This window comes from Flavobacterium sp. FlaQc-49, assembly GCF_044005985.1.
GTDB lineage: Bacteria > Bacteroidota > Bacteroidia > Flavobacteriales > Flavobacteriaceae > Flavobacterium > Flavobacterium cupriresistens.
The window spans coordinates 101,852-122,493 of the sequence record NZ_JBIPCS010000007.1 but is presented as its reverse complement, the minus strand read 5'-3'; the positions used below and the strand labels follow the sequence as shown (position 1 = coordinate 122,493).

The window sequence follows — 20,642 nt, the reverse complement described above, 5'->3', positions numbered from 1 at the left end:
ACATTATGTATTTAAAATTGTTTGTCTTTTTTTAAAAAACTTCCTGAAGCCAACCGCTACAGGAAGTTTTAGATTTTAATTATTTTGCGATTAACGCAACAACTACTGCGAAAAGTGCAACACCCTCAATAAGTGCAGCAGCAATAATCATAGCAGTCTGGATTTTTCCAGCAGCTTCTGGTTGACGAGCAATAGCGTCCATTGCAGAACCACCAATTTTTCCAATACCAAGACCTGCACCAATTACAGCTAATCCCGCTCCGATTCCAGCTAATACCATAATAATAAATTTATATAGTTAATAATTAATAAAACTCTGATTAATGATGATCGTGCTCTTCAACAGCCTGACCAATAAATAATGCTGAAAGCAATGTAAATACATACGCTTGCAAAGCAGCAACCAACATTTCTAAAACACTCATGAATAAAACAAACGCTCCAGCAACCGGGCCAATAGCTATACTTTTGAAAATGAAAATTAAAGAAACTAAACTCAAAATAATAATGTGACCTGCTGTAATGTTCGCGAATAAACGAATCATCAAAGCAAAAGGTTTTGTAAGCATCCCGATAATTTCTACAGGAATCATAATTGGAGCCAACCACACAGGAACTCCCGGTGTATTAAATATGTGTCCCCAATAGCTTTTGTTTCCGCTTAAAGTAGTAACGATAAAAGTAATAAAAGCCATTACAAAAGTAAAGTAAATATTTCCTGTTAAGTTAGAACTAAATGGAAAGAAAGGAATCAATCCGATAAGGTTGTTAATCCAGATAAAGAAAAAGATCGTTAAAAGATACGGCATATATTTTCCGTATTTTTTTGTACCTATATTTGGTATTGCAATTTCATCTCTTACGAAAGTTACAAGAGGCTCTAAGAAACCTGCTAATCCTTTTGGTGCATTTGGATTTTTCTTATAAGATCTTGCTACTGCAAAAAACAAGAAGAACAAAACAATTGCAGACATTAACATAGAGAAAACATTTTTCGTGATTGAAAAATCCAAAGGTCTTGCATCAAAAGCAAAAGCTCCATTGTCTCTTTCTTCAAGTGCCATTTCCTCAAATTTGTCAGCATAAAAAATAATCTCTTTATAACGAACTAATTTTTGACCATTGATATCAACAACGTGTTCTCCTTCATTATCATGGTGAAATTCTTTTGACGAGAAAATTTCCAACCCGCCTTTTGTCCATAAAATTACTGGTAGATTAAAAGAAATAGGATGACCATTCCAATCAGCAATATGAAAATCATGAGAATCTCCAATATGAGAATTAATCAGCTCACTGGCATTAAACTCTTTTTCTATTTTGTGTCCAACAGTTTCACCGTGACCACCTGCTTCTGGATGACTTCCTTCTTCTACTATCTCAACATTTTTATGCTCAACAGAAGCACTATCAACAGGAGTTGAAGCGAAATTTGTCGACGAAGTAAATGCGAATAAGGCAACTAGTAAGTACTGAACTGGTTTATTTGAAATTATCATTATTAAATCTTTATCTAATTTTAGGTTTCAAAAATTTTTTGCAAAGGTACATATTAAATTGAAAATCGAAAATATATCGATATAATTTTTAATATTTCGATATTTCATTGCGATTAGCTTAATAATGAAGCTTTTAATTTTTGTTTAGTAATCGAATTGTAAAATATACTTCGAAAAGCAAGTATAAAAAATAGGGGATAAAAAATGCGCCAAGGTCTATTATCGGGTCTTTAACATTCGATTTAATAAAAGGAATCAAAAAAACGACACCTGCCATCATTCTAATAAAACTAGTTCCAAGAAAGGCGAATCCTGTATAAGTTGAAAAATTTTTATTCACAAAAATCAAAAACAGATAAACCAAAAATGTAGCAGCAATATTAAATAAATAAATGCTCCATGCGGCATAGAAGAAAATTACTTTTGGGGACAATGCTTGCATTACAAAGTACTGTGCAGCAAATAATACAATTGAAAAAGGAACGAAATACTTTAGAAAATCTACAACTCTATTCATTATTTATTTAAATTTTTAACTTGTCGAATGACATTATAAAGGGCTAGAAAAACAGAGAGCAAAGATAGAACTATTGTCCAAACTGAAGAGCCATTCGAATATTTTTCATCCAGCCAAACGCCTAAATAAGAAAATAAAAAGATAATAATACCCATTTGAAATGGAATATTAATGAGTGCAATCCACTTATTGTTAGGACTTTTGTTCGGCTCCTTTTCCATTTATTAGTTTTACTTCGTTGGTATTGGTTAACATACTGCAAGTCGCTGTAAAATCGGCACCGGGTTCTATAGAAAGTTTTCCAACGGTAACTTCTCCGTGAATTTGCGCTGTAGCTTTTATATTAAGAACTTCTAAAACCTTTATTTTTCCTTGGAATTCTCCTTCAATATCAGCATTATTACAAACGATTTCACCTTTTACAACACCGGAAACTCCGATAACTAATTTTCCTTGTGAGGTAAAATTACCTATTAATTCGCCATCTAATCTAAAATCGGCTTTTGAAACGATGTCGCCTATAATCGAGGTTCCTTCTACTATTCTATTGGTTTTTCCTAAGAGTTCTGTTCCGTTTTTTTTTACTTTATCAAACATTAGATTATGGGATTTTGGGGGCTGTGTAAACGTCAATATTTTTTTTAATTTGAACTATTTTATAATTGTCGCTCGAGATAATAATTGCCTTATTTGAGATTTTGTACTTTTTATCGTCTCTGAAAACACCGGCAAGATCATTAGCATAAGCTTCCGACTTTATACCATGAATAACCACAAAACTCTGGGTTTTATTGTACCTATCGATAGATGTTCTAAGTTTTAGGAAATTCTCTATGTCTAAAAACTTGTGAATTGCTTCCTCGACTTTTTTTCCGGTCTTAGTATCTTCATTAGCAATTGGATAGATAATTTTCCAATTCTTTGCATCAACAGTTGTAAAATCAAGTTTTTCTAAGTTTGGAACTTGTTTTTCTAAAATTTCACGCGCATTTTTCCCTTCTACACTATTCGGATAATTATCGGCAACATTTTCCAGGCCTTTTTTATACGCTGCCAGACCATTTACTTTTCCTAATGTATTCGCTTTCAATAATTCATACTTAGAAACGATCTCATCTCCGGAATATTGATTGATTAAATTATCAATATTATCCAAGACCAAATCAAATTGTTCTTCCTGGAATAATTTATACCATTTTTGATATTCTTTTTCCGGGAGTGCCAAATCATCGTTACCTGTGTTATTTAAGATTTGTGCATATCTTGAATTTGGATAGTTTGTGGTAATTTTCGATTTTATCTCCTGAGCTTTTCGCGGATCCGTAATTTCGTAAATCTTGTACAAATTGTACATGGCTGGTAAAACCAATTTTTCTTCTGGATTATTTTTCAATAATTGCTCCAATTTACCACTCGCTAAATTGTATTCTTTAAACTTTTCCTTGTAAATAAGCCCCAATTGATAGTAAGCAAAATTGCGCTCTTTTCCAATGCTATCCATAGCCAACTCTGTAGCGGGAAGCTGTTTTTCATAAAAATCTGTCGTGTATTTTTCGATAACAATGGTATCTTTTATCGCATTTAAAGAATCCTGAGTCATCTCTGCTGCTTCTTTTGCTATTGCATCATCGTTTGCCGCTTTTGATGAAGCCATTCTCCAATAACCTCCTAAGATTCTGTTCCCCCAAGACTTTCTAAATTGCAACTTACCGTAAGCAACCGTTGTTGGATTGTAAAAATAAAAGGTACTTGTTGTCTCATTAGCAGATGGCGGATTAAAAACTCCAACACCGGGAGGAACGATACCGGGTTGAGATTGCGGATTAACAGCCGTCGGTTCACTATCTGCTTTTGTATTACGCTCTACATTAGCCAGTTTCTCTTTTTCTTTTTCCTCCAGAATACGTTTGGCCTCGTCTTTCTTTTTAAGCTCAACTATATAATTTTCAAAATATAACTTTCGGTCGGGAGCCGGTAAACCATACACGGTAATAATACTGTCATTGCGTTTGGCAATGGCCTCGTATTTTATAACATTGTCTAAGTTTTTTCTGTTTTTTTCTATAAATGTAAACTCTCTGCTTTTGGGATCTAATTTTACCAATGTACTGTCATAGTATTTCGCAGCCATGGTATAATCTGTATTTTTAAAATACATATTTCCGATGTTCCGGTAAGTCGAAGCAATCAAATAAGGATCTTTGGATTTTCTGTCCAATGATTTGTTATAGAATTCTAAGGCATTTTCCTGTTCTTTTCTTTTATCAAAAAAGACACCCATTTCGAAAAACAGTACATCATAATAGGGTCTGTTCTCACGATCTGCTACCAACTTATTGTATTTTTCAATAAAAATGGTATCATTACCCGTTTCATAATCATACAGTTGTGCTTTTTTTGCATAAGCATGCATCATATATTTTCGATCGGCTTTTCGATTCATATCAATAACTCCGTCGTAATAATAAATAGCGCTGTCTTTTTTACCTTCTTCCTGATACAACTGTCCTAAAATAAAGCGGTAACGGGCTTTGTCTTCATTTATACGGCTAAACTCTTCCGCAATTTTAAGTTTGGTAACGGCACTGTCTCTCTTTTCTAAATTTAAGAAAGCCTCTGCCAATAGTGCATTGGCATCCGAAAAAGTTTGTTTTTTTAGATCTGTATTTTTTAATAATTTGTTAATGTTTTTTACAACAATCGCATCATTTCCCAGACGCATATTGGTTTTCTCGCGCCAGATTTTTGCGGTATAAATATTACTGCTGTTGGGATATTTGTATAAAATATAATTGAATGCTTCTAAAGCCGGAATAAAACGTTGATCATAATATCTGGCTTTTCCTAGCATTAGATAGGCCTCGTCTATCTGAGAATTTTTTTCTCGTCCGCCAATATTCATGGAATGCTTCTGAATGGCTTTTGTTGCTTTTGTTTCGGCCTTCTCGAAATCCGCATTTTTAGCTTTAGTATCATCCGCGAAACTCTCATCGACCTGCATTTTCTCAATAGGCAGCATTTTCCAGAAATTATCCTGATTATTGCCTTGAATTGATTTTAATCCCTTGTCTAAACCTATACCCCCATTGTACAGAATATTATATTTTGTACTTAAAGCATGAGAATTTCGAGACAAAAAAGTGTTGTTTTTGGTAGAGCAGGCTATCAAAAGGAAGAAAAACACCAGAAAAAAGCTATATTTAAGAGTATTCTTTTTCAATAGAAAAGAGTTTAAATCATTTAACTTCTAAAAACGATTTTTAGTATAATGACTTGTAAAAATACGCTTCTTTTTGTAATATCGAAATTTATACTGCAAAAAACGATTCCAATTCTTGTAAGGTTTCTTTTGAAGTTTGAATATCTTTAACTATTTCACCTTTATTGAGTGCTACAATTCTATCGCAAACCTCCACCGTGTGCTGCAAATCATGACTGGAAACCAGAACGGTTACGTTTGGATCTTCGGCTAATTCTTTAATAATTTTTTTCAATCGACTTACCGTTGTAGGATCTAAATTAGCAAAAGGCTCATCGAGAATAATTACTTCGGGATTACCGATAAGTGTGGCAATTATCCCCACCTTCTTCTGATTTCCCTTAGATAAATCGCGCAAGTACTTTTTGTTTTTCAGGATTTCTCCATTAAAAAACTCTTCCTGTTTTGCTAACAAGGCATCCACATCTGCTTTGTTCTGGTGACGTAAATCTCCAATAAAATAAAAATATTCTTCCGGAGTTAAATACCCAATCAGGAAACTTTCATCGAGAAAAGAACCTGTAAACGATTTCCAATTTTCATTGGTATTAACCTGAATATCATTGCTTTTAATATTTCCTGTCGAAGGCTGAATCAAGTCCAATAATAAACTGAAAAAAGTGGTTTTTCCGGCTCCGTTATTTCCAACTAATCCGAAACTTTGCCCTTTTGGAATCTCAAGATGCTCAATATTTAAAACTGTTGTCCCGTTGTATTTTTTTGAAAGCTGACTTACTTGTATCATTGTAATTGTGGATTTTAGATTGCTGATTTTAGATTAAAAAAGTGATTGTTTTCATCCGATAAAATTATCTCATTATCAAATTGACACATTTTCTAATTAATTCTTTTGTTTATAAGCACTTATCGTACTGTATTTTTCTATTTTGTATCTTTTTTCAATCAAAGAAAAGACCTTATTTCTAAAAATAAAACCTAAAAAACCGGCTCCGGCAACTAATACTAATCCGAGCGTTTTATCTCCCAAATAAAGTCCAATACCATACAATCCCAAAGGCAATAATATTTTTGGTAACGTCAATAACATGGCATTAACGTTGAACGCTTTTTTATCGCTAAAGGCTCCTCCTGCATTACTCAAATCAATTGGCGTTTTGGTAAATGCGCCTCCTAAAAGTACCATGTGAGAATTAACTCCAATATTATAAATCGCTCCAACAACGATTGTTAAGTACACTTCCCATCCGTAAAAAAGATAAAAAGAAGCAATAATAGTCGAAACAAAAGTGGCAATCACGATCAACCACCATTTTGAAGTAATATAACCGCGATACGGAATATTCTGCGTCATCATCAATTGATAATACGAACTGTCCCAACTCGGTACAAATTGTCCGAAAACAAATAGAAATCCACCCGAAACAAATATCCCGGCAAAAATATACATCACAGCCGGCTGGTGTGAATTTCCAAAAAAGATAAGCCCGTAAAACAAAAAGAGAATACTCATTAAAATAGTTGTTTTTGATCTCTTGTTCCTCTTAATCAATTTAATATCATTCTTAAGAAATGTCCCCAAAGTACCAAACTGATTCAGCCATGAAAGATTTTCTGTGCTGGCAATGTCTTCTTTTTTAGAAAGTCCTGCATCTAAATATAAATTGTTTTTAAAATATTTAAACGTAAAGACATACAAACTAACTAATACCAAAACCGGAATAAAGACCATTCCCTTTGTGTTATAAAACCCTTGAAAAAAGGGAGCTGTAAAAGTTGTAATGTCGAATATCTTGTAGTATTGTGCTGCTCCTAAGGCCACAATTACAGCTACAAAAACAACAAATAACTTGTCGATATTACTCAAAATGATATTCAGGAAATTGTTTATATATACTAACGAAAGAACCGCCAGATGCCACAAAATAATACCCATAATATCATATCCCTCAATAGCTAATACGATCGAAAAAGGAAGAAAGAAAAGCGCATGGACCCAATTAAAAAAAGATAAAGCTGTTTTGCCCAGCGAAAAATGAACAATTGTTGGTTTCTTAAAAGGTAAAACCAGTAACGGTTTTATGTTAAGCACCGGTATAGCTTGCATCAGCAATCGAATAACGAGGTCGAACAGAAAATAATAAATTAGAAATCTGTTAACCGTAACTAATGGTTCCAGATTCATTTCTTTAAGCATATAAAAGGCTCCAACGCCCATCCCTATAAAAAGGATTGAAAAATAGATCATCAAGAAACCGATCAGAATTTTCATGGCCAAATTAGAACCAAATGAGGCAGATCGAATAAAGGCTTTCCATTCCAGGTAAATAAACTTTTTAATCATGGTTCTTTGGTTTTCAGTTTTATAGTAAGAGATCAAATGTAAGTAAACGTTACAAAAAAAGTTAAAAAAAATAATTTCGTTACCATCAATTAGCTGTTGTTTGCTACTTTTGCAGAAAATATCATATCATGCCTTCATTCTTAAAACTTATAATTAAAGAGGTAAAACGTGAAACTGCCGATGCTGTTTCTGTTCTTTTTAATGTTCCCGAAGAACTAAAACCGGACTATAAATTTGTTGCCGGACAATATATAAACTTAAAACTAACACTTGACAATCAAGAGATTAGACGTGCTTACTCAATTTGTTCCGGACCGGAAAGCGGTGAATTAAGAATTGCGGTAAAAGCGGTTAAAAATGGTTTGTTTTCGCAATTCGCAAATACCAAACTAAAAGCCGGAGATGTTCTTGAAGTAGGTCACCCTGAAGGAAAATTTACGTTTGAACCAGATGCCGAAAGACAAAAAAATTACGCAGCTTTCGTAGCAGGTAGCGGAATCACTCCTGTACTTTCTATTATAAAGTCCGTTTTAAAAAGTGAACCAAAAAGCTCATTTGTATTGGTTTATGGAAATAAAACACCTGAAGAGACGATCTTTCATCAGGAATTACACGATTTACAATTGCAATATGTAGGGCGCTTATTTGTGCATTATGTATTTAGTCAAGCTAAAGCTGAAAATGCTTTATTTGGCAGAATTGACAAATCGGCTGTGAATTTTGTATTGAATAACAAACATAAAGAATTACAATTTGATAAATTCTACTTGTGTGGTCCTGAAGAAATGATCAATACGGTTTCGGGTATTCTAAAAGAGAAAAACATAAAAGAATCCGCTATTAAGTTTGAACTTTTTACTTCTTCTACTAAAGAAAATCAAATCAATACCTCATTAGAAGGACATACAAAAATTACGGTTTTAGTTGATGATGATGAAGTTACTTTTGAAATGTCTCAAAAACAAACGATTCTTGACGCAGCACTAAAACAAGGAATCGATGCTCCTTATTCTTGCCAAGGCGGAATTTGCAGCAGCTGTCTAGCACGTATCACAACAGGAACGGCAGAAATGACTAAAAATTCTATTTTAACTGACCGAGAAATTGCTTCCGGTTTAGTCTTGACCTGTCAAGCACACCCAACATCGGAGACTATTTACGTAGATTTTGATGACGTTTAGGAGGGTTTCTTAGTCGCAGTCGCGGTTTTCAGTCTCAGTTTACAGATATAAAAAAAGAGTTTGCAGAAGCAAACTCTTTTTTTATATTATTATTTATTGTGACATGTAAACAGTAAACTGTGACTGAAAACCCCAACTGTCAGGCTGAGCGAAGTCGAAGCCCCTTTTAACTAACAAGCCTTCGACTTCGCTCAGGGTGACATAAATGCTGTCGAGTTGTAACTATAAACTGTGACCGCAAACTGCGACTGAGACTGCGACTGAGACTGCGACTGCAAACTGAGACTGCAAACCGAAACTACTTTTTTTCTTCCAAAAGCGACTGAATCCTCTTAGCCACTTTCTTAGGAGAAATGGTTCTCATGGCATCTTCATAACCTTCGATTATTTTATTTCCATATACAGAGGACGGTAAATTAGGATACAGGTTTCGATCCGAAACCAAAGCATTATCAAGACTTTGATTAAACGGTAAAAATCCTGCATACGGATGCGTTGCGCCCCAAAGCGTAACCACTTTTACACCCAACATCGCTGCAATATGTGCATTTCCGGAGTCCATGGAAAGCATTACATCCAGATTGCTTATTAGTTTTAGCTCTTGTTGGAATTTAATTTTTCCGGCTACATTTATTACATTTTTAAAGGGCTTTGAAAGGGACTCTAAAATTTCGATTTCTTTCTTTCCTCCTCCAAAAAGCAAAATGGTTTGCTCTTTATTATCAGCCAGTTTTGCAATTACTTCCTCCATGAAATCCAACGGATATACTTTAGAATCATATTGTGCAAACGGTGCGATTCCGATTAGTTTTTGGTAACTTTCTCCCACCAAATCAGTAATTTCAGCACTTAATACCGCTCTTTTCGGAAATTCAGGATTCGATAAGTTTACGGGAAAACCCAATTTTTCAAACACTTTTGCGTGTCTCTCAAACATCGTTGGTAATTGCTTGAAAATTTTATTCTCGACACGTGTTAATTCCTTTTTACCTTCTCGTCCTTTATCGACTGTGGCTCTTTTTTTTCCGGTTAAAGCAAAAAGAAAACTCACAATTTTAGATCTCAAAACATTATGTAAATCTGCAAAAGCATCAATTTTGAGTTTTTTGACATCTGAAAATAATCTCAAAAGCCCCAGAAAACCTTTGTGGCGTTCCTTTTCATCAAAAGCAAAAAAATCAAGATTGGGAATTCCTTCAAAAAAAGGCTTAAAAAACGGACGTGAAATCACCGTAACTTTTACCGTCGGATACTGTTTTACAAAAGCACGTAAAACAGGAACCGTCATGGCAACATCTCCCATTGCAGAGAGTCGCATGACGGCTATATGTTGAATAGTCTTAGACAATTTTGCTGTCAAACTATTTTTTGTTTTGGTATAAAACCGGATTCAAATCATCGTCGTTGTACATCTTCATTTGTTTGTACACTTTCATGAATTTATCTCCATTTTCGATATCAGTCAGCAAATCATCGATCGCTGTAGATAAATCACTTCTTTGTTCTAAAAGAATATTTAATTTTTCCTGACATTTATCTCTGTGCTCTTGTGAAGCCTCTGCACGAGTAGCTTCTTCATGCATATGATAAATTTTTAATGCCAAAATAGACAATCTGTCAAATGCCCAAGCCGGACTTTCAGAGTTGATTTTCGCACCGTCTTTTACTTTTACTTCGCTGTATTTTTGCAAAAAGTAACTGTCGATATATTCTACCATATCGGTACGTTCCTGGTTAGAAGCATCAATTCTTCTTTTTAGTGTTAATGCTGCTACCGGGTCAATTTGCGGATCACGAATAATATCTTCAAAATGCCATTGAACAGTGTCAATCCAGTTTTTTAAGTATAATAAATGTTCAAATTTATCTTTTGGAAACGGATTGTTTATAGGTTGATCAACATTATCAAACTCGTGATAATCTTTGATGCTTTGTTCGAAAACCGAATATGCTAATTTTGAAAACATGTCTTTATTTTTTAGAGAGACAAAGATACTTTTTATACTTTTATAGTTCGAAAAAAAACTTTACTTTTTCGTCATTAATAAAGGTTATATCCTAACAATTCTAAAAACTCCTTATGAAAATTCATTATATATCGGAAGATAACAGTGTTTTAAACCATTTTTTAGGTCAAATTCGAAATATAAATGTTCAGAACGACAGTATGCGTTTTCGAAGAAACATAGAGCGAATTGGTGAAATTATGGCCTATGAACTGAGTAAAACTTTGGCTTATAAAAGTGTCGAAATTCAGACTCCGCTTGGGATTAAAAAAACAACTGAAATAAGCGAAGATCTGGTTTTATGTTCAATTTTAAGAGCTGGATTAACCCTGCACAATGGGTTTTTAAATTATTTTGATCATGCAGAAAATAGTTTTGTTTCTGCTTGCAGACATCATCCGAATAATGATGATGCTTTTGAAATTTTAGTTGAATATCAGGCGCTTTCAAACATAAACAATAAAACGGTTTTGCTTCTTGACCCGATGTTGGCCACAGGTCAATCTATCGTTGCTGTTCATGAAAAATTAGTACAGAACGCAACTCCAAACGAAATTCATATTGTAGTCGTGATTGCTGCTCCGGAAGGCATACAGTATCTGGAAAAGAATCTTCCCGAAAATTGCCACTTATGGGTTGCTTCGTTGGACGAAAAATTAAACGAAAAAAATTACATTATTCCGGGTCTTGGTGATGCCGGTGATCTTGCTTATGGCAGTAAATTATAATTGGGACAAAAATGTAAATAAACTACAGGCAATGAGCGCGTAAAAAACAATTTCGTTATTTAACTTTTGCTGTATATATTCTACATGTCCTGATGCCATAATGGTTAAAGGCGCAATACTAAACAACAATAAATCGTTGCTTTTGTTTGGTGAAACAATAAAAACAATAACCGCTATAAAAAAACAGGCTACTACTTTTTTGTATGATGAATGCACAATTTGTGGCCTGTTTGAAAAGGTTGTTAACATCGAAAACACAAAAAATAAGGCTACCGCAGTGTAGATTGAAAGTGCAGCGTTTTCGTAATTGTTCTTAAAATAATCAATACTGAAATCAACTACAGCACGTTTTTCAAAAAACTGAATGGCATCGATATGAAAGACCAAAGAGATTAATAAAAAAATCACGCTAACCGCTAAAAGTGCTATAAAAGGCAATACCCAGTTTCTATAATCACGTGAAACGTGAAAAATAATCGATATAAAAACCAATATCAGGAAAAGAATACACCAAAATTGAAATAAAGAAGCTACTAAAATCCAAAAAGAAGCGTCAAATATTTTTTCTTTTGAAGCCTTCAGAGACTGAAGCGAAATTAACCTTCTAAGGGCTAACAGAATAAAAAAGTTCGCATATATTACATTCGAATCATTAAATATTGTGGGGAAAAACAATAAGAATAATAAGTAGAAAAATATCGAGTAACCGTTGTCTTTACTGAGTCCGTTCTTCTTTACGATAAAATTAATCAGGAAAAAAGAAGCAAAAATAAAGCATAAAAGGCTTATTTTTTGAAATGCCAAAAACGGGGAACTGATCCAGGATGGTTCCTGAATTTGAAAAAGAAAAAAGAAAACCAGTATTAAAATTACGACCAATGAATAATTTAATGGCGTAGATTTTTTAAAAACACTTGTTATCATAAGGATATTTTATACTTTTGTGACTGTAAATATAATACTTGTTTAAAAGGAAAACCAACAAGTTGAAAAAGATTCGATCAATTGAATTTTGTGTTCAATGCGTTACAAAACAATAAATAACATATAATTTTATAAATTATGACAGCTTTTTTTGAAGGAATACAATACTTATTCGTTAACATTTTATTTGCTCCACTTGACTTTTTACGTCGTTTAGAGCTAATTACTTGGTTTGGTGCAAACACAATTAACTGGATATTTATGATTATTTGTTCTGCAGCAATCGTATATTGGATTAAACAATTACGCATTTTTGATGCTGCAGGAACAGAAAATCAAGATACTACGGCTCACTCTTTCTTAAAGTAAGTCGAAGCCGATATCTTTTCTAAAATACATCTTATCAAAATTTAGTTTATCTATGTTTTGATAAGATTTTTTTATGGCTTGTTGGAAATCATCTCCGTAAGAAGTAATCGTCAATACACGACCTCCGTTACTCAAAACTGCTCCATCTTCTAATTTAGTTCCCGCGTGGAAAACAATAGAATCAGTAATATTTTCTAAACCGGTAATTACTTTTCCTTTCTCGAAATCTTCCGGATATCCGCCTGAAACCACCATAATTGTTGTGGCACTTCTTGGATCAACCTCTAATTCAAAAGAATCTAATTTCTGATCTGCTACGGACAAGAACAGTTCAACTAAATCAGATTTTAATCTTGGTACTACAACTTCTGTTTCCGGATCACCCATTCTCACGTTGTATTCAATAACGATTGGTTCGTTTTTCACATTGATCAAACCAATAAATACAAATCCTTTGTATTCAATTCCATCTTTCTGAAAACCTTCAATTGTTGGTTTTACGATACGAGTTTCAATTTTTTCCATCAAAACGGCATCTACATAAGGAACCGGAGAAACAGCTCCCATTCCGCCTGTATTTAATCCTGTATCACCTTCACCAATTCGTTTGTAATCTTTAGCTGTTGGCAAAATTTTATAGCTTTTACCGTCAGTTAAAACAAAACAGCTTAATTCAATTCCGTCTAAAAATTCTTCGATAACTACTTTTGAACTCGCTGCACCAAATTTTTGATGAACCAGCATGTTTCTCAATTCTGTTTTAGCTTCTTCTAAATCCTGAATAATCAAAACTCCTTTTCCGGCAGCTAAACCATCTGCTTTTAAAACGTATGGCGGTTGTAATGTTTCTAAAAAGTCACATCCTTTTTCAACTGTTTCAGCCGTAAAACTGTCGTAAGCTGCAGTTGGAATGTTATGTTTCATCAAGAATTCTTTAGCGAATTCTTTACTTCCTTCTAATTGTGCCCCTAATTTAGATGGCCCAATAACCGGAATATGCTTTAAACTTTCGTCATTTTTGAAATAATCGTAAATACCTTTTACCAACGGATCTTCAGGTCCAACGACTACCATACCTACTTTTTCCTGTAGTACAAATGTTTTTATAGCATCAAAATCGGTTGGAGACATTGCAACATTTGTGGCAATACCGGCAGTTCCGGCATTTCCCGGTGCAACAAAAAGTTTTTCGCAAAGCGGACTTTGAATCATTTTCCATGCAAATGCATGCTCTCTTCCGCCTGATCCCAATAGTAAAATTGTCATGTGTTGTTGTATTTAGTTGTGGTGCAAAAATAATTGCTTTTGAACGTAAAAAATAATTAAATCTTAAAAAGTTGTTGATTCATCACTATTAGTAATTGGATAATATTATTTTTGATGAAAATTCAGTCTTCAAATGATTTCTCTTTTTGACCTTTCGCTTCAATTAAATGGTTTTCCGATAAAGAAAGCAAAAGCTGATTTAGATGCAATCACTCGTCTTTCTGAAAAGGAGTTTTTACAATTTCTTCAAAAACAAAAAGATGATATTGTTGGTTTTCACTTGCAAAACAATCCATTTTATAACGAATTAGTTGGAAACAAAATTGTCCCAAAATGGGAAGATTTACCCGTTCTGAACAAGCAAAATTTGCAAAAGCCACTCGAACATAGACTTTCAAAAGGCTATACTTTAAAAAATGTCTATCGCAACAAAACGTCCGGATCCAGCGGGACGCCTTTTGTTTTTGCTAAAGATAAGTATACTCATGCCATGACCTGGGCTTCCAACAGTATGCGTTTTGGCTGGTTCGGAATCGATTTTAATCACTCTTATCAGGCACGATTTTACGGAATTCCAATGGATTTTGTTGGCTATCAAAAAGAGCGCTTTAAAGATTATTTAGGGAACCGGTTCCGATTTCCTGTTTTTGATTTATCGGATGAAGTTTTGGAAAGATTTTTGCAGAAATTCAAAACAAAAAAATTCGATTACCTCAACGGCTACACTAGTTCTATTGTTTTGTTTGCTAAATTCTTAGAGAAAAAAAATAGTCTTTTAAAAGACATTTGCCCAACACTAAAGGCCTGTTTTGTGACTTCGGAAATGCTTTTTGAATCGGATAAAAAACTCTTAGAAAAGCAATTCGGAATTCCGATTATCAATGAATACGGGGCTTCGGAACTGGATTTGATTGCTTTTGAAAATCCAAAAGGCGAATGGCAGGTAAACTCCGAAACACTTTTTGTTGAAATTTTGGATGAACATAATCAGGTTTTACCTTATGGAAAAGAAGGTCGCATTGTGATTACTTCTTTATTTAATAAGGCAAATCCATTTATAAGATACGACATTGGCGACATTGGAATTTTAGATGAAAAAAGTACGCTTCAAAAACCGATTCTCAAAAAACTGGTTGGCAGAACCAATGATGTTGCTATCCTGCCAAGCGGGAAAAAATCACCCGGATTGACGTTTTATTATGTCACCAAAAGCATCATTGAAGACGATGGAAACGTAAAAGAGTTTATCATCAAACAAATCCAATTAGATACGTTTGAAATTGAATATATCAGTGAACATGAATTAGATACCCATCAGATTCAAAAAATTGAAGAGGCTATTTCTTTGTATTTAGAACCTAATTTAAATTTCAGTTTTATTCGAAAGACAGTTTTAGAAAGAACGAACCGTGGAAAACTAAAACAGTTTAAATCTTGTTTGTAAATAAAATCTTACATTTGTTTTTCAATTAAAAACTTATGGACGATCTATCTTTACTTCCGGAAGAAACAATTTCAAATAAAATATACTTTATTCGCAATCAAAAAATAATGCTTGATCGTGATCTTGCGATGCTCTATGGTGTTGAAACAAAAGTTTTAAAACAAGCTGTTAAAAGAAATTTATCCCGATTTCCAGAAGATTTTATGTTCGAACTTAATGAATCAGAGTTTAAAAATTGGAGGTCACAGTTTGTGACCTCCAATTCTGATAAGATGGGTTTACGTTATGCTCCAATGGCATTTACAGAACACGGAATTTTAATGCTTTCAAGTGTTTTGAAAAGCGATAAAGCAATCCAAACTAATATTCAAATTATGCGCATTTTCACAAAAGTGAGAGAATTGCTTTTAGGTACCACAGAAATGAAAATTGATATTCTCCAAATTCAAAAGAAATTAGAAAATCACGATAAAAATATAGAATTGGTTTTTAGTTACTTAGATGAATTAACGGAGAAAAAGGAAAACGAAAGTGAAAGAATTAAAATTGGTTATAAAAAATAATATTCTTTAAGGTCACAAATTGCAACCTCCAATCTTACTCTATTTATTCTTTATATATCGAGGTTTTATAACCAACTGCGTAAATAAAAACCTTGTCATCAATAAAAGAGAAAATACAAAGTTATAACCGTGAAATCCTCTGTAAACGCCAAAATTGTGTTTAATCAATTTGAATTTTGACGACGAAATAGAATCCTTTCTAATTCTATAAAAAGCCAAAGATTCCGGTACAGGTTTCGTAACTTTGATTTGTTTTAAAATTGTAAGCCATAAACGCCAATCTTGCCTTTTCTGAGAGGCTGGCAAGGTAATTTTTCCAAAATAAGCTGTATCGTAAATTGCCGTCAAATTACCTACATAATTGCAGTAAAATAATTGCTTATAAGTTAGCTTTAATGGTGCTTCTACTCTTCTGCTTAAATCGTTGCCTTCTTCGTCTATACAATCATAAAATGAAAAGGTAAAGGGCAAATTGTTTGCTTTTAAAAACCGGATTTGTTTTTCCAGCTTTTCCGGAAACCATAAATCATCTGCATCGAGATAGGCAATATATTTTCCTGTGGCTTTTTCTAAGGCTACATTTCTCGCAAAACCATTTCCGGAGTTCTTCGCTAACTGAAAAAATTTTATTCTGTTGTCGTTTCGTGCAAATTCCGCAATAATAGCAACCGTTTGATCCGTTGAAGCATCATCAACCAAAATTGCTTCCCAGTTTTGATAACTTTGATTCTGGACTGATTTTAAAGTTGCTCTGATGAACTTTTCAGTATTATAGGTGGGTATTATAATCGATACTAATTCATTCATTTGACGACGACTATCGGAATTTATATTTTTTAATTAAAAAAAATCAATCCGAATTCAATTAAGAAATCCGGACTGTATGAAGTGTATTATTTTATATAACTGGAGAAATCTTTGTGTTCCTCTTTAGAAAGTTCTTCCGGAGAAAGGGATCTGAAATAATCATACGTAATTTTCATTCCTTCCGAACGATTTACTTTTGCTTCCCAGCCCAATAGTTCTTTTGCTTTTGTGGTGTCTGGCTGACGTTGTAAGGGATCATTTATTGGTAATGGATGGTAGACTACCTTTTGATTGGTTCCTGTCAATTTAATGATTTCTTCTGCAAAATCCTTAATTGTGATTTCATCCGGATTTCCAATATTTACAGGATACACATAATCAGAATGCAGTAATCTGAAAATACCTTCTACCTGATCATCCACATAACAAAACGAACGTGTTTGCATTCCATCGCCAAAAATCGTCAAATCTTCTCCGCGAAGTGCCTGTCCGATAAACGCAGGAATTACACGACCGTCATTGAGTCGCATTCTAGGTCCATACGTATTAAAAATACGCACAATTCTGGTTTCTACACCATGGAAAGTATGATATGCCATAGTGATCGACTCCTGAAAACGTTTCGCCTCGTCATAAACACCACGTGGCCCGATTGTATTTACGTTTCCGTAATATTCTTCTGTCTGAGGGTGAACCAACGGATCTCCGTAAACTTCTGAAGTTGATGCAATCAGAATCCTGGCTTTTTTTACTCGGGCTAAACCTAACAAATTATGTGTTCCTAACGAACCTACTTTTAAAGTCTGAATCGGAATTTTTAAGTAGTCAATAGGGCTCGCCGGCGAAGCAAAATGTAGTATATAATCTAAATCACCCGGAATGTGAACAAATTTGGTAATATCGTGATGGTAAAATTCGAAATGCTCTAATTTGAATAAATGCTCAATATTTTTAAGATCTCCCGTAATCAGATTATCCATTCCAATAACATAATAGCCTTCTTTGATGAATCGATCGCACAAATGCGATCCTAAAAATCCTGCTGCCCCGGTGATAAGTATTCTTTTCATAGTAATTATTTATACATCGCAAATGTAACTTATTTGAAAATTATAAAAACTATTCTAAAAAAAAACTGTCTAAATTAATTTGGACAGTTTTATAAATTCTTTAAAAATTTATTATTCATTACTATTATACTAATGCAGAAAAAAGTTCTAAAGTATTTTGTCCAAAAGATGATTTTTCTCTTTTTGGATCAAAACACTAACCCTAGCTTCTGAAAATAGTGCTTTTATCTCTATATTTTCTGTTCATCAGCATTATTAGCTACGCTAAACATACAGTAAATAACTATAAAGAAAATTATTCCTCTCTGTCTACTCAAAAAAGATTCGCTTAAAAATAAAACGATCATAGTTACAGAAAAAGAAATAAGTAGAAAATCTTTATTCCTGATCCCTTTTTTTATCGAAATAAACAACATACTGACAACGATTAAAAAACCAAGTATCCCGAGTTCTGAAAATATTTGAACATATTCATTATGAAAATTAAACTCTCCATAACTGGAGTGCAAATTATACTCTTTTACTTTTTCTCTTATTTTATTCTGCGAAGCATCTAATCCAAATCCTGTAAAAAAAATAGCATCCTCCTGAAGCATTTCTTTAAAAATTCTAATCTGAAAAACCCGAAAAGCTGCTCCAGGGAAAAAATCATTCTGTTGAAATTTATCCTGGTTCCAAGCTTGTTTCAAACTAATATTATAAACCGGTCCCTGATTTTCTTCAGTAGATTTCTTTAAGGAGCTATCAACAAATATTGTTTCAAACTCAATCATGAACCTGTCTCTGACTGGCTTAATTAAAAATATCGAACTTAAAAACACCGTAATTACCGTCGAGACTAATATCGTTTTTGTTTTTCTGGAAACTGCAGAAAAAAAGAAATAATAAATCATTATCATAACCAAATCGACAATAATAATATTCTTGGATGATAATAAGATTATAAAGACAATAAGAATTGCAAAACCAACTTTATCAACAAATAATTTATTCTTCTTAACCAGAAAAAAAAACATTCCTAAAGAAGCAAAAACAGCAACGTAAATTGCATTTAACTTTAGTGTGACTAGCTCGTGATAGAAAAAAACATTTGCGTTTCCTGATACCAAAAATTTTACAATCGCTTTTAAAAAATAAAAGACAGCAAAACCAACCATTGCAAAACTGAAGTAATTAAAAACCTTATTTACATGATTGCGATTTATTTTCGGCAATCCGCAAAAAGCTAACGGAATCAGAAAAAACAGCACTTCTTTTTGCAACCCTCTAATTGTTAATTTACTGTCCAATGTCCAAATGAGCGACACAAGCATTACCCCATACAATAGTATTGGAAGTATTAGCGCTCCGGAAATTGAAAAATTTGCTTTTTTGAATTTGGAAAAAGATACAATTAAAAAAAGTATGCAAGTCAAGCTGCCAATTATATATTCCATTGGAAGTGTAATCAGCATTGCTGTTAAAAAATAAACCAGCAAAGTCTTATTTTGCCACAATTTATCAATTTTATTGAAGACTTTTTTCGAATAAACTAAGGTATGATTCATTTATTTTTTCCCAATTAAACTCTTTAATTATAGTATCAAAGTTATCCTGAACAATTTGTTCATAATCCTTTCTTTTTACTGTTTCGATAATACATTTAACTTCAGTAGCATTCGAAAAGTAAAATGCATTTTCCTGTAAAATAGCGCGATTAAATTCATTGTTATGTGCCACAATTAATGTTTTAGCCGCCATTGCTTCCAGTAAAGAAGGGTTTGTTCCTCCAACTGAATGTCCATGAAAATAAATCGTCGAGAAATATCTCAAATTATCCAGATGCTCTTTGTTATAAATTCCTCCTGTAAAACGTATCTTTTGATTGTTAGAAAACTTCTTTTTGAGATATTTTCCAAAACCATTATCATTATTTCCTACAACCAATATTAATTTATCATTTTGACTATCAACAACTCCGTCCAAAATCATTTCAATATTATTTTCAGGCTCAAAACGTGCTATTAGCAAGTTGTAATTGTTTTTTTCAACATTATATTGTGAAAGCAAATCCTGTTGTGGATCTAAAAATACCTCAGCGCCATAAGCAATATAGACCGCGTCTTTATGGTATATCTCTTTTAAATATTGTTTAATTCCAAGCGAATCTGCAACCAAATGATCACTACTTTTGACTGCTTTTTTTTCAGCTATCTTTAGAAATTTTTGGGTTATTTTAGAGTATTTACTTCTCTTCCATTCCAATCCATCCATATTAGTAATGATAATTGATTTTTTTGGTAATAAAAAAGACCATATCGAACTGCTTGTGTACCCCAATTGTAGAATAACATCAAAATTTCTTTTTCTGGAATCCAGAATACAATTCAGGTCATAAATAAATTGTCCTGCGGTACCTATTTTATTTTCCGGATCGTATTGATGAATAATATTCACCCCTTTATAATACGTTTCCTGAAAAACATGAGTATGCGAATTGTAGACATAAACATCGTGCTTTTGTTCTGCTGCATAAACAGCAAAACACTCGGCAAACTGTTCAAACCCGCCATAATTATTTGGGATTCCTCTTGTTCCAAGTATGGCTATTCTCATTTAAATTATTTTAATCAGGCTTCAAAAATAATGAATTAAAAGTTCTTAAATAATTTAATTGATTATGAACAAATTAAATTTTAATTAACCAATAGGTTTGATTAAATTCCTA

21 protein-coding genes are annotated in these 20,642 nt (G+C 33.2%); 5 read left to right on the top strand and 16 right to left on the bottom strand.

The window, feature by feature from the left end:
* Positions 1 to 79: 79 nt before the first annotated feature.
* From atpE to ACHRV3_RS15290, 8 genes are all read right to left on the bottom strand, one after another.
* Entirely contained in the window at positions 80 to 280 is a 201-nt protein-coding gene (gene atpE, locus ACHRV3_RS15325) for an ATP synthase F0 subunit C (RefSeq protein WP_031453874.1), read from the bottom strand.
* 40 nt (positions 281 to 320) lie between these two features.
* Entirely contained in the window at positions 321 to 1,499 is a 1,179-nt protein-coding gene (gene atpB / locus ACHRV3_RS15320; protein WP_395435285.1) for a F0F1 ATP synthase subunit A, read from the bottom strand.
* 133 nt (positions 1,500 to 1,632) lie between these two features.
* Positions 1,633 to 2,016 carry a hypothetical protein gene (locus ACHRV3_RS15315; protein ID WP_395435284.1) on the bottom strand — a complete coding sequence of 128 codons (384 nt, stop codon included), beginning with the start codon at positions 2,014 to 2,016 and terminating at the stop codon, positions 1,633 to 1,635.
* Complete coding sequence (locus tag ACHRV3_RS15310; RefSeq protein WP_395435283.1) at positions 2,016 to 2,237, bottom strand: AtpZ/AtpI family protein; 222 nt, start codon at positions 2,235 to 2,237, stop codon at positions 2,016 to 2,018. The genes ACHRV3_RS15315 and ACHRV3_RS15310 overlap by 1 nt, the downstream gene beginning before the upstream one ends.
* The gene (locus ACHRV3_RS15305) at positions 2,209 to 2,613 is read right to left on the bottom strand and encodes a polymer-forming cytoskeletal protein (RefSeq protein ID WP_047774640.1); all 405 of its coding nucleotides are present in this window, start codon (positions 2,611 to 2,613) and stop codon (positions 2,209 to 2,211) included. The genes ACHRV3_RS15310 and ACHRV3_RS15305 overlap by 29 nt, the downstream gene beginning before the upstream one ends.
* A gap of 4 nt (positions 2,614 to 2,617) precedes the next feature.
* Positions 2,618 to 5,236, bottom strand: a complete 2,619-nt coding sequence (locus tag ACHRV3_RS15300) for a tetratricopeptide repeat protein (RefSeq protein WP_395435282.1) — start codon at positions 5,234 to 5,236, stop codon at positions 2,618 to 2,620.
* An 88-nt stretch (positions 5,237 to 5,324) separates the two neighbouring features.
* Positions 5,325 to 6,020: an ABC transporter ATP-binding protein gene (locus ACHRV3_RS15295; protein WP_230004100.1), complete on the bottom strand. Its 696-nt coding sequence runs from the start codon at positions 6,018 to 6,020 to the stop codon at positions 5,325 to 5,327.
* 96 nt (positions 6,021 to 6,116) lie between these two features.
* Positions 6,117 to 7,577 (bottom strand): DUF5687 family protein, encoded by a 1,461-nt coding sequence (locus ACHRV3_RS15290; RefSeq protein ID WP_395435281.1) that lies wholly within the window; start codon positions 7,575 to 7,577, stop codon positions 6,117 to 6,119.
* A gap of 128 nt (positions 7,578 to 7,705) precedes the next feature.
* Between ACHRV3_RS15290 and ACHRV3_RS15285 the strand changes: the two genes are divergently transcribed.
* Complete coding sequence (locus ACHRV3_RS15285) at positions 7,706 to 8,758, top strand: ferredoxin--NADP reductase (RefSeq protein ID WP_305070196.1); 1,053 nt, start codon at positions 7,706 to 7,708, stop codon at positions 8,756 to 8,758.
* A gap of 298 nt (positions 8,759 to 9,056) precedes the next feature.
* Here ACHRV3_RS15285 and ACHRV3_RS15280 read toward each other — a convergent pair whose 3' ends face one another.
* Positions 9,057 to 10,076: a glycosyltransferase family 9 protein gene (locus tag ACHRV3_RS15280; RefSeq protein ID WP_395435385.1), complete on the bottom strand. Its 1,020-nt coding sequence runs from the start codon at positions 10,074 to 10,076 to the stop codon at positions 9,057 to 9,059.
* A gap of 43 nt (positions 10,077 to 10,119) precedes the next feature.
* Positions 10,120 to 10,725: a DUF4254 domain-containing protein gene (locus ACHRV3_RS15275; protein WP_395426233.1), complete on the bottom strand. Its 606-nt coding sequence runs from the start codon at positions 10,723 to 10,725 to the stop codon at positions 10,120 to 10,122.
* Between the two features lie 113 nt (positions 10,726 to 10,838).
* Between ACHRV3_RS15275 and upp the strand changes: the two genes are divergently transcribed.
* A complete protein-coding gene (gene upp / locus ACHRV3_RS15270) occupies positions 10,839 to 11,492 on the top strand; it encodes a uracil phosphoribosyltransferase (protein ID WP_395435280.1) in 654 nt (217 codons plus the stop codon).
* On the opposite strand, the gene ACHRV3_RS15265 is transcribed toward upp, so the two are convergent.
* Positions 11,487 to 12,416, bottom strand: coding sequence for a DUF6427 family protein (locus ACHRV3_RS15265; protein WP_047774630.1), 930 nt, complete (start codon positions 12,414 to 12,416; stop codon positions 11,487 to 11,489). The two genes, upp and ACHRV3_RS15265, sit on opposite strands and share 6 nt — an antisense overlap.
* 138 nt (positions 12,417 to 12,554) lie before the next feature.
* Between ACHRV3_RS15265 and ACHRV3_RS15260 the strand changes: the two genes are divergently transcribed.
* Positions 12,555 to 12,785 (top strand): hypothetical protein, encoded by a 231-nt coding sequence (locus ACHRV3_RS15260; RefSeq protein ID WP_047774628.1) that lies wholly within the window; start codon positions 12,555 to 12,557, stop codon positions 12,783 to 12,785.
* Here the strand turns inward: ACHRV3_RS15260 and purD are convergent.
* The gene (gene purD / locus ACHRV3_RS15255; RefSeq protein ID WP_047774626.1) at positions 12,777 to 14,051 is read right to left on the bottom strand and encodes a phosphoribosylamine--glycine ligase; all 1,275 of its coding nucleotides are present in this window, start codon (positions 14,049 to 14,051) and stop codon (positions 12,777 to 12,779) included. The genes ACHRV3_RS15260 and purD overlap by 9 nt on opposite strands.
* Before the next feature lie 133 nt (positions 14,052 to 14,184).
* On the opposite strand from purD, the gene ACHRV3_RS15250 reads away from it, so the two are divergent.
* Together ACHRV3_RS15250 and ACHRV3_RS15245 are read left to right on the top strand one after the other, a co-directional pair.
* Complete coding sequence (locus tag ACHRV3_RS15250; protein ID WP_395435279.1) at positions 14,185 to 15,495, top strand: phenylacetate--CoA ligase family protein; 1,311 nt, start codon at positions 14,185 to 14,187, stop codon at positions 15,493 to 15,495.
* A 35-nt stretch (positions 15,496 to 15,530) separates the two neighbouring features.
* Positions 15,531 to 16,058: an ORF6N domain-containing protein gene (locus ACHRV3_RS15245; RefSeq protein ID WP_230004093.1), complete on the top strand. Its 528-nt coding sequence runs from the start codon at positions 15,531 to 15,533 to the stop codon at positions 16,056 to 16,058.
* Between the two features lie 39 nt (positions 16,059 to 16,097).
* Here ACHRV3_RS15245 and ACHRV3_RS15240 read toward each other — a convergent pair whose 3' ends face one another.
* The 4 genes from ACHRV3_RS15240 to ACHRV3_RS15225 all read right to left on the bottom strand — a co-directional run bounded on the left by ACHRV3_RS15240 (position 16,098) and on the right by ACHRV3_RS15225 (position 20,530).
* Entirely contained in the window at positions 16,098 to 16,865 is a 768-nt protein-coding gene (locus tag ACHRV3_RS15240) for a glycosyltransferase family 2 protein (RefSeq protein ID WP_395435278.1), read from the bottom strand.
* An 86-nt stretch (positions 16,866 to 16,951) separates the two neighbouring features.
* Positions 16,952 to 17,935, bottom strand: coding sequence for a UDP-glucuronic acid decarboxylase family protein (locus ACHRV3_RS15235; protein ID WP_047774620.1), 984 nt, complete (start codon positions 17,933 to 17,935; stop codon positions 16,952 to 16,954).
* 230 nt (positions 17,936 to 18,165) lie between these two features.
* Complete coding sequence (locus ACHRV3_RS15230; RefSeq protein WP_395435277.1) at positions 18,166 to 19,482, bottom strand: O-antigen ligase family protein; 1,317 nt, start codon at positions 19,480 to 19,482, stop codon at positions 18,166 to 18,168.
* Positions 19,442 to 20,530 (bottom strand): DUF1972 domain-containing protein, encoded by a 1,089-nt coding sequence (locus ACHRV3_RS15225; protein WP_395435276.1) that lies wholly within the window; start codon positions 20,528 to 20,530, stop codon positions 19,442 to 19,444. The genes ACHRV3_RS15230 and ACHRV3_RS15225 overlap by 41 nt, the downstream gene beginning before the upstream one ends.
* Positions 20,531 to 20,642 lie beyond the last annotated feature (112 nt).

Coding starts and splice junctions, on each gene's coding strand:
- atpE (WP_031453874.1), bottom strand. CDS start 280: ATGGTATTAGCTGGAATCGGAGCGGGATTAGCTGTAATTGGTGCAGGT.
- atpB (WP_395435285.1), bottom strand. CDS start 1,499: ATGATAATTTCAAATAAACCAGTTCAGTACTTACTAGTTGCCTTATTC.
- ACHRV3_RS15315 (WP_395435284.1), bottom strand. CDS start 2,016: ATGAATAGAGTTGTAGATTTTCTAAAGTATTTCGTTCCTTTTTCAATT.
- ACHRV3_RS15310 (WP_395435283.1), bottom strand. CDS start 2,237: ATGGAAAAGGAGCCGAACAAAAGTCCTAACAATAAGTGGATTGCACTC.
- ACHRV3_RS15305 (WP_047774640.1), bottom strand. CDS start 2,613: ATGTTTGATAAAGTAAAAAAAAACGGAACAGAACTCTTAGGAAAAACC.
- ACHRV3_RS15295 (WP_230004100.1), bottom strand. CDS start 6,020: ATGATACAAGTAAGTCAGCTTTCAAAAAAATACAACGGGACAACAGTT.
- ACHRV3_RS15290 (WP_395435281.1), bottom strand. CDS start 7,577: ATGATTAAAAAGTTTATTTACCTGGAATGGAAAGCCTTTATTCGATCT.
- ACHRV3_RS15285 (WP_305070196.1), top strand. CDS start 7,706: ATGCCTTCATTCTTAAAACTTATAATTAAAGAGGTAAAACGTGAAACT.
- ACHRV3_RS15280 (WP_395435385.1), bottom strand. CDS start 10,076: ATGCGACTCTCTGCAATGGGAGATGTTGCCATGACGGTTCCTGTTTTA.
- ACHRV3_RS15275 (WP_395426233.1), bottom strand. CDS start 10,725: ATGTTTTCAAAATTAGCATATTCGGTTTTCGAACAAAGCATCAAAGAT.
- upp (WP_395435280.1), top strand. CDS start 10,839: ATGAAAATTCATTATATATCGGAAGATAACAGTGTTTTAAACCATTTT.
- ACHRV3_RS15265 (WP_047774630.1), bottom strand. CDS start 12,416: ATGATAACAAGTGTTTTTAAAAAATCTACGCCATTAAATTATTCATTG.
- ACHRV3_RS15260 (WP_047774628.1), top strand. CDS start 12,555: ATGACAGCTTTTTTTGAAGGAATACAATACTTATTCGTTAACATTTTA.
- purD (WP_047774626.1), bottom strand. CDS start 14,051: ATGACAATTTTACTATTGGGATCAGGCGGAAGAGAGCATGCATTTGCA.
- ACHRV3_RS15250 (WP_395435279.1), top strand. CDS start 14,185: ATGATTTCTCTTTTTGACCTTTCGCTTCAATTAAATGGTTTTCCGATA.
- ACHRV3_RS15245 (WP_230004093.1), top strand. CDS start 15,531: ATGGACGATCTATCTTTACTTCCGGAAGAAACAATTTCAAATAAAATA.
- ACHRV3_RS15240 (WP_395435278.1), bottom strand. CDS start 16,865: ATGAATGAATTAGTATCGATTATAATACCCACCTATAATACTGAAAAG.
- ACHRV3_RS15235 (WP_047774620.1), bottom strand. CDS start 17,935: ATGAAAAGAATACTTATCACCGGGGCAGCAGGATTTTTAGGATCGCAT.
- ACHRV3_RS15230 (WP_395435277.1), bottom strand. CDS start 19,482: ATGAATCATACCTTAGTTTATTCGAAAAAAGTCTTCAATAAAATTGAT.
- ACHRV3_RS15225 (WP_395435276.1), bottom strand. CDS start 20,530: ATGAGAATAGCCATACTTGGAACAAGAGGAATCCCAAATAATTATGGC.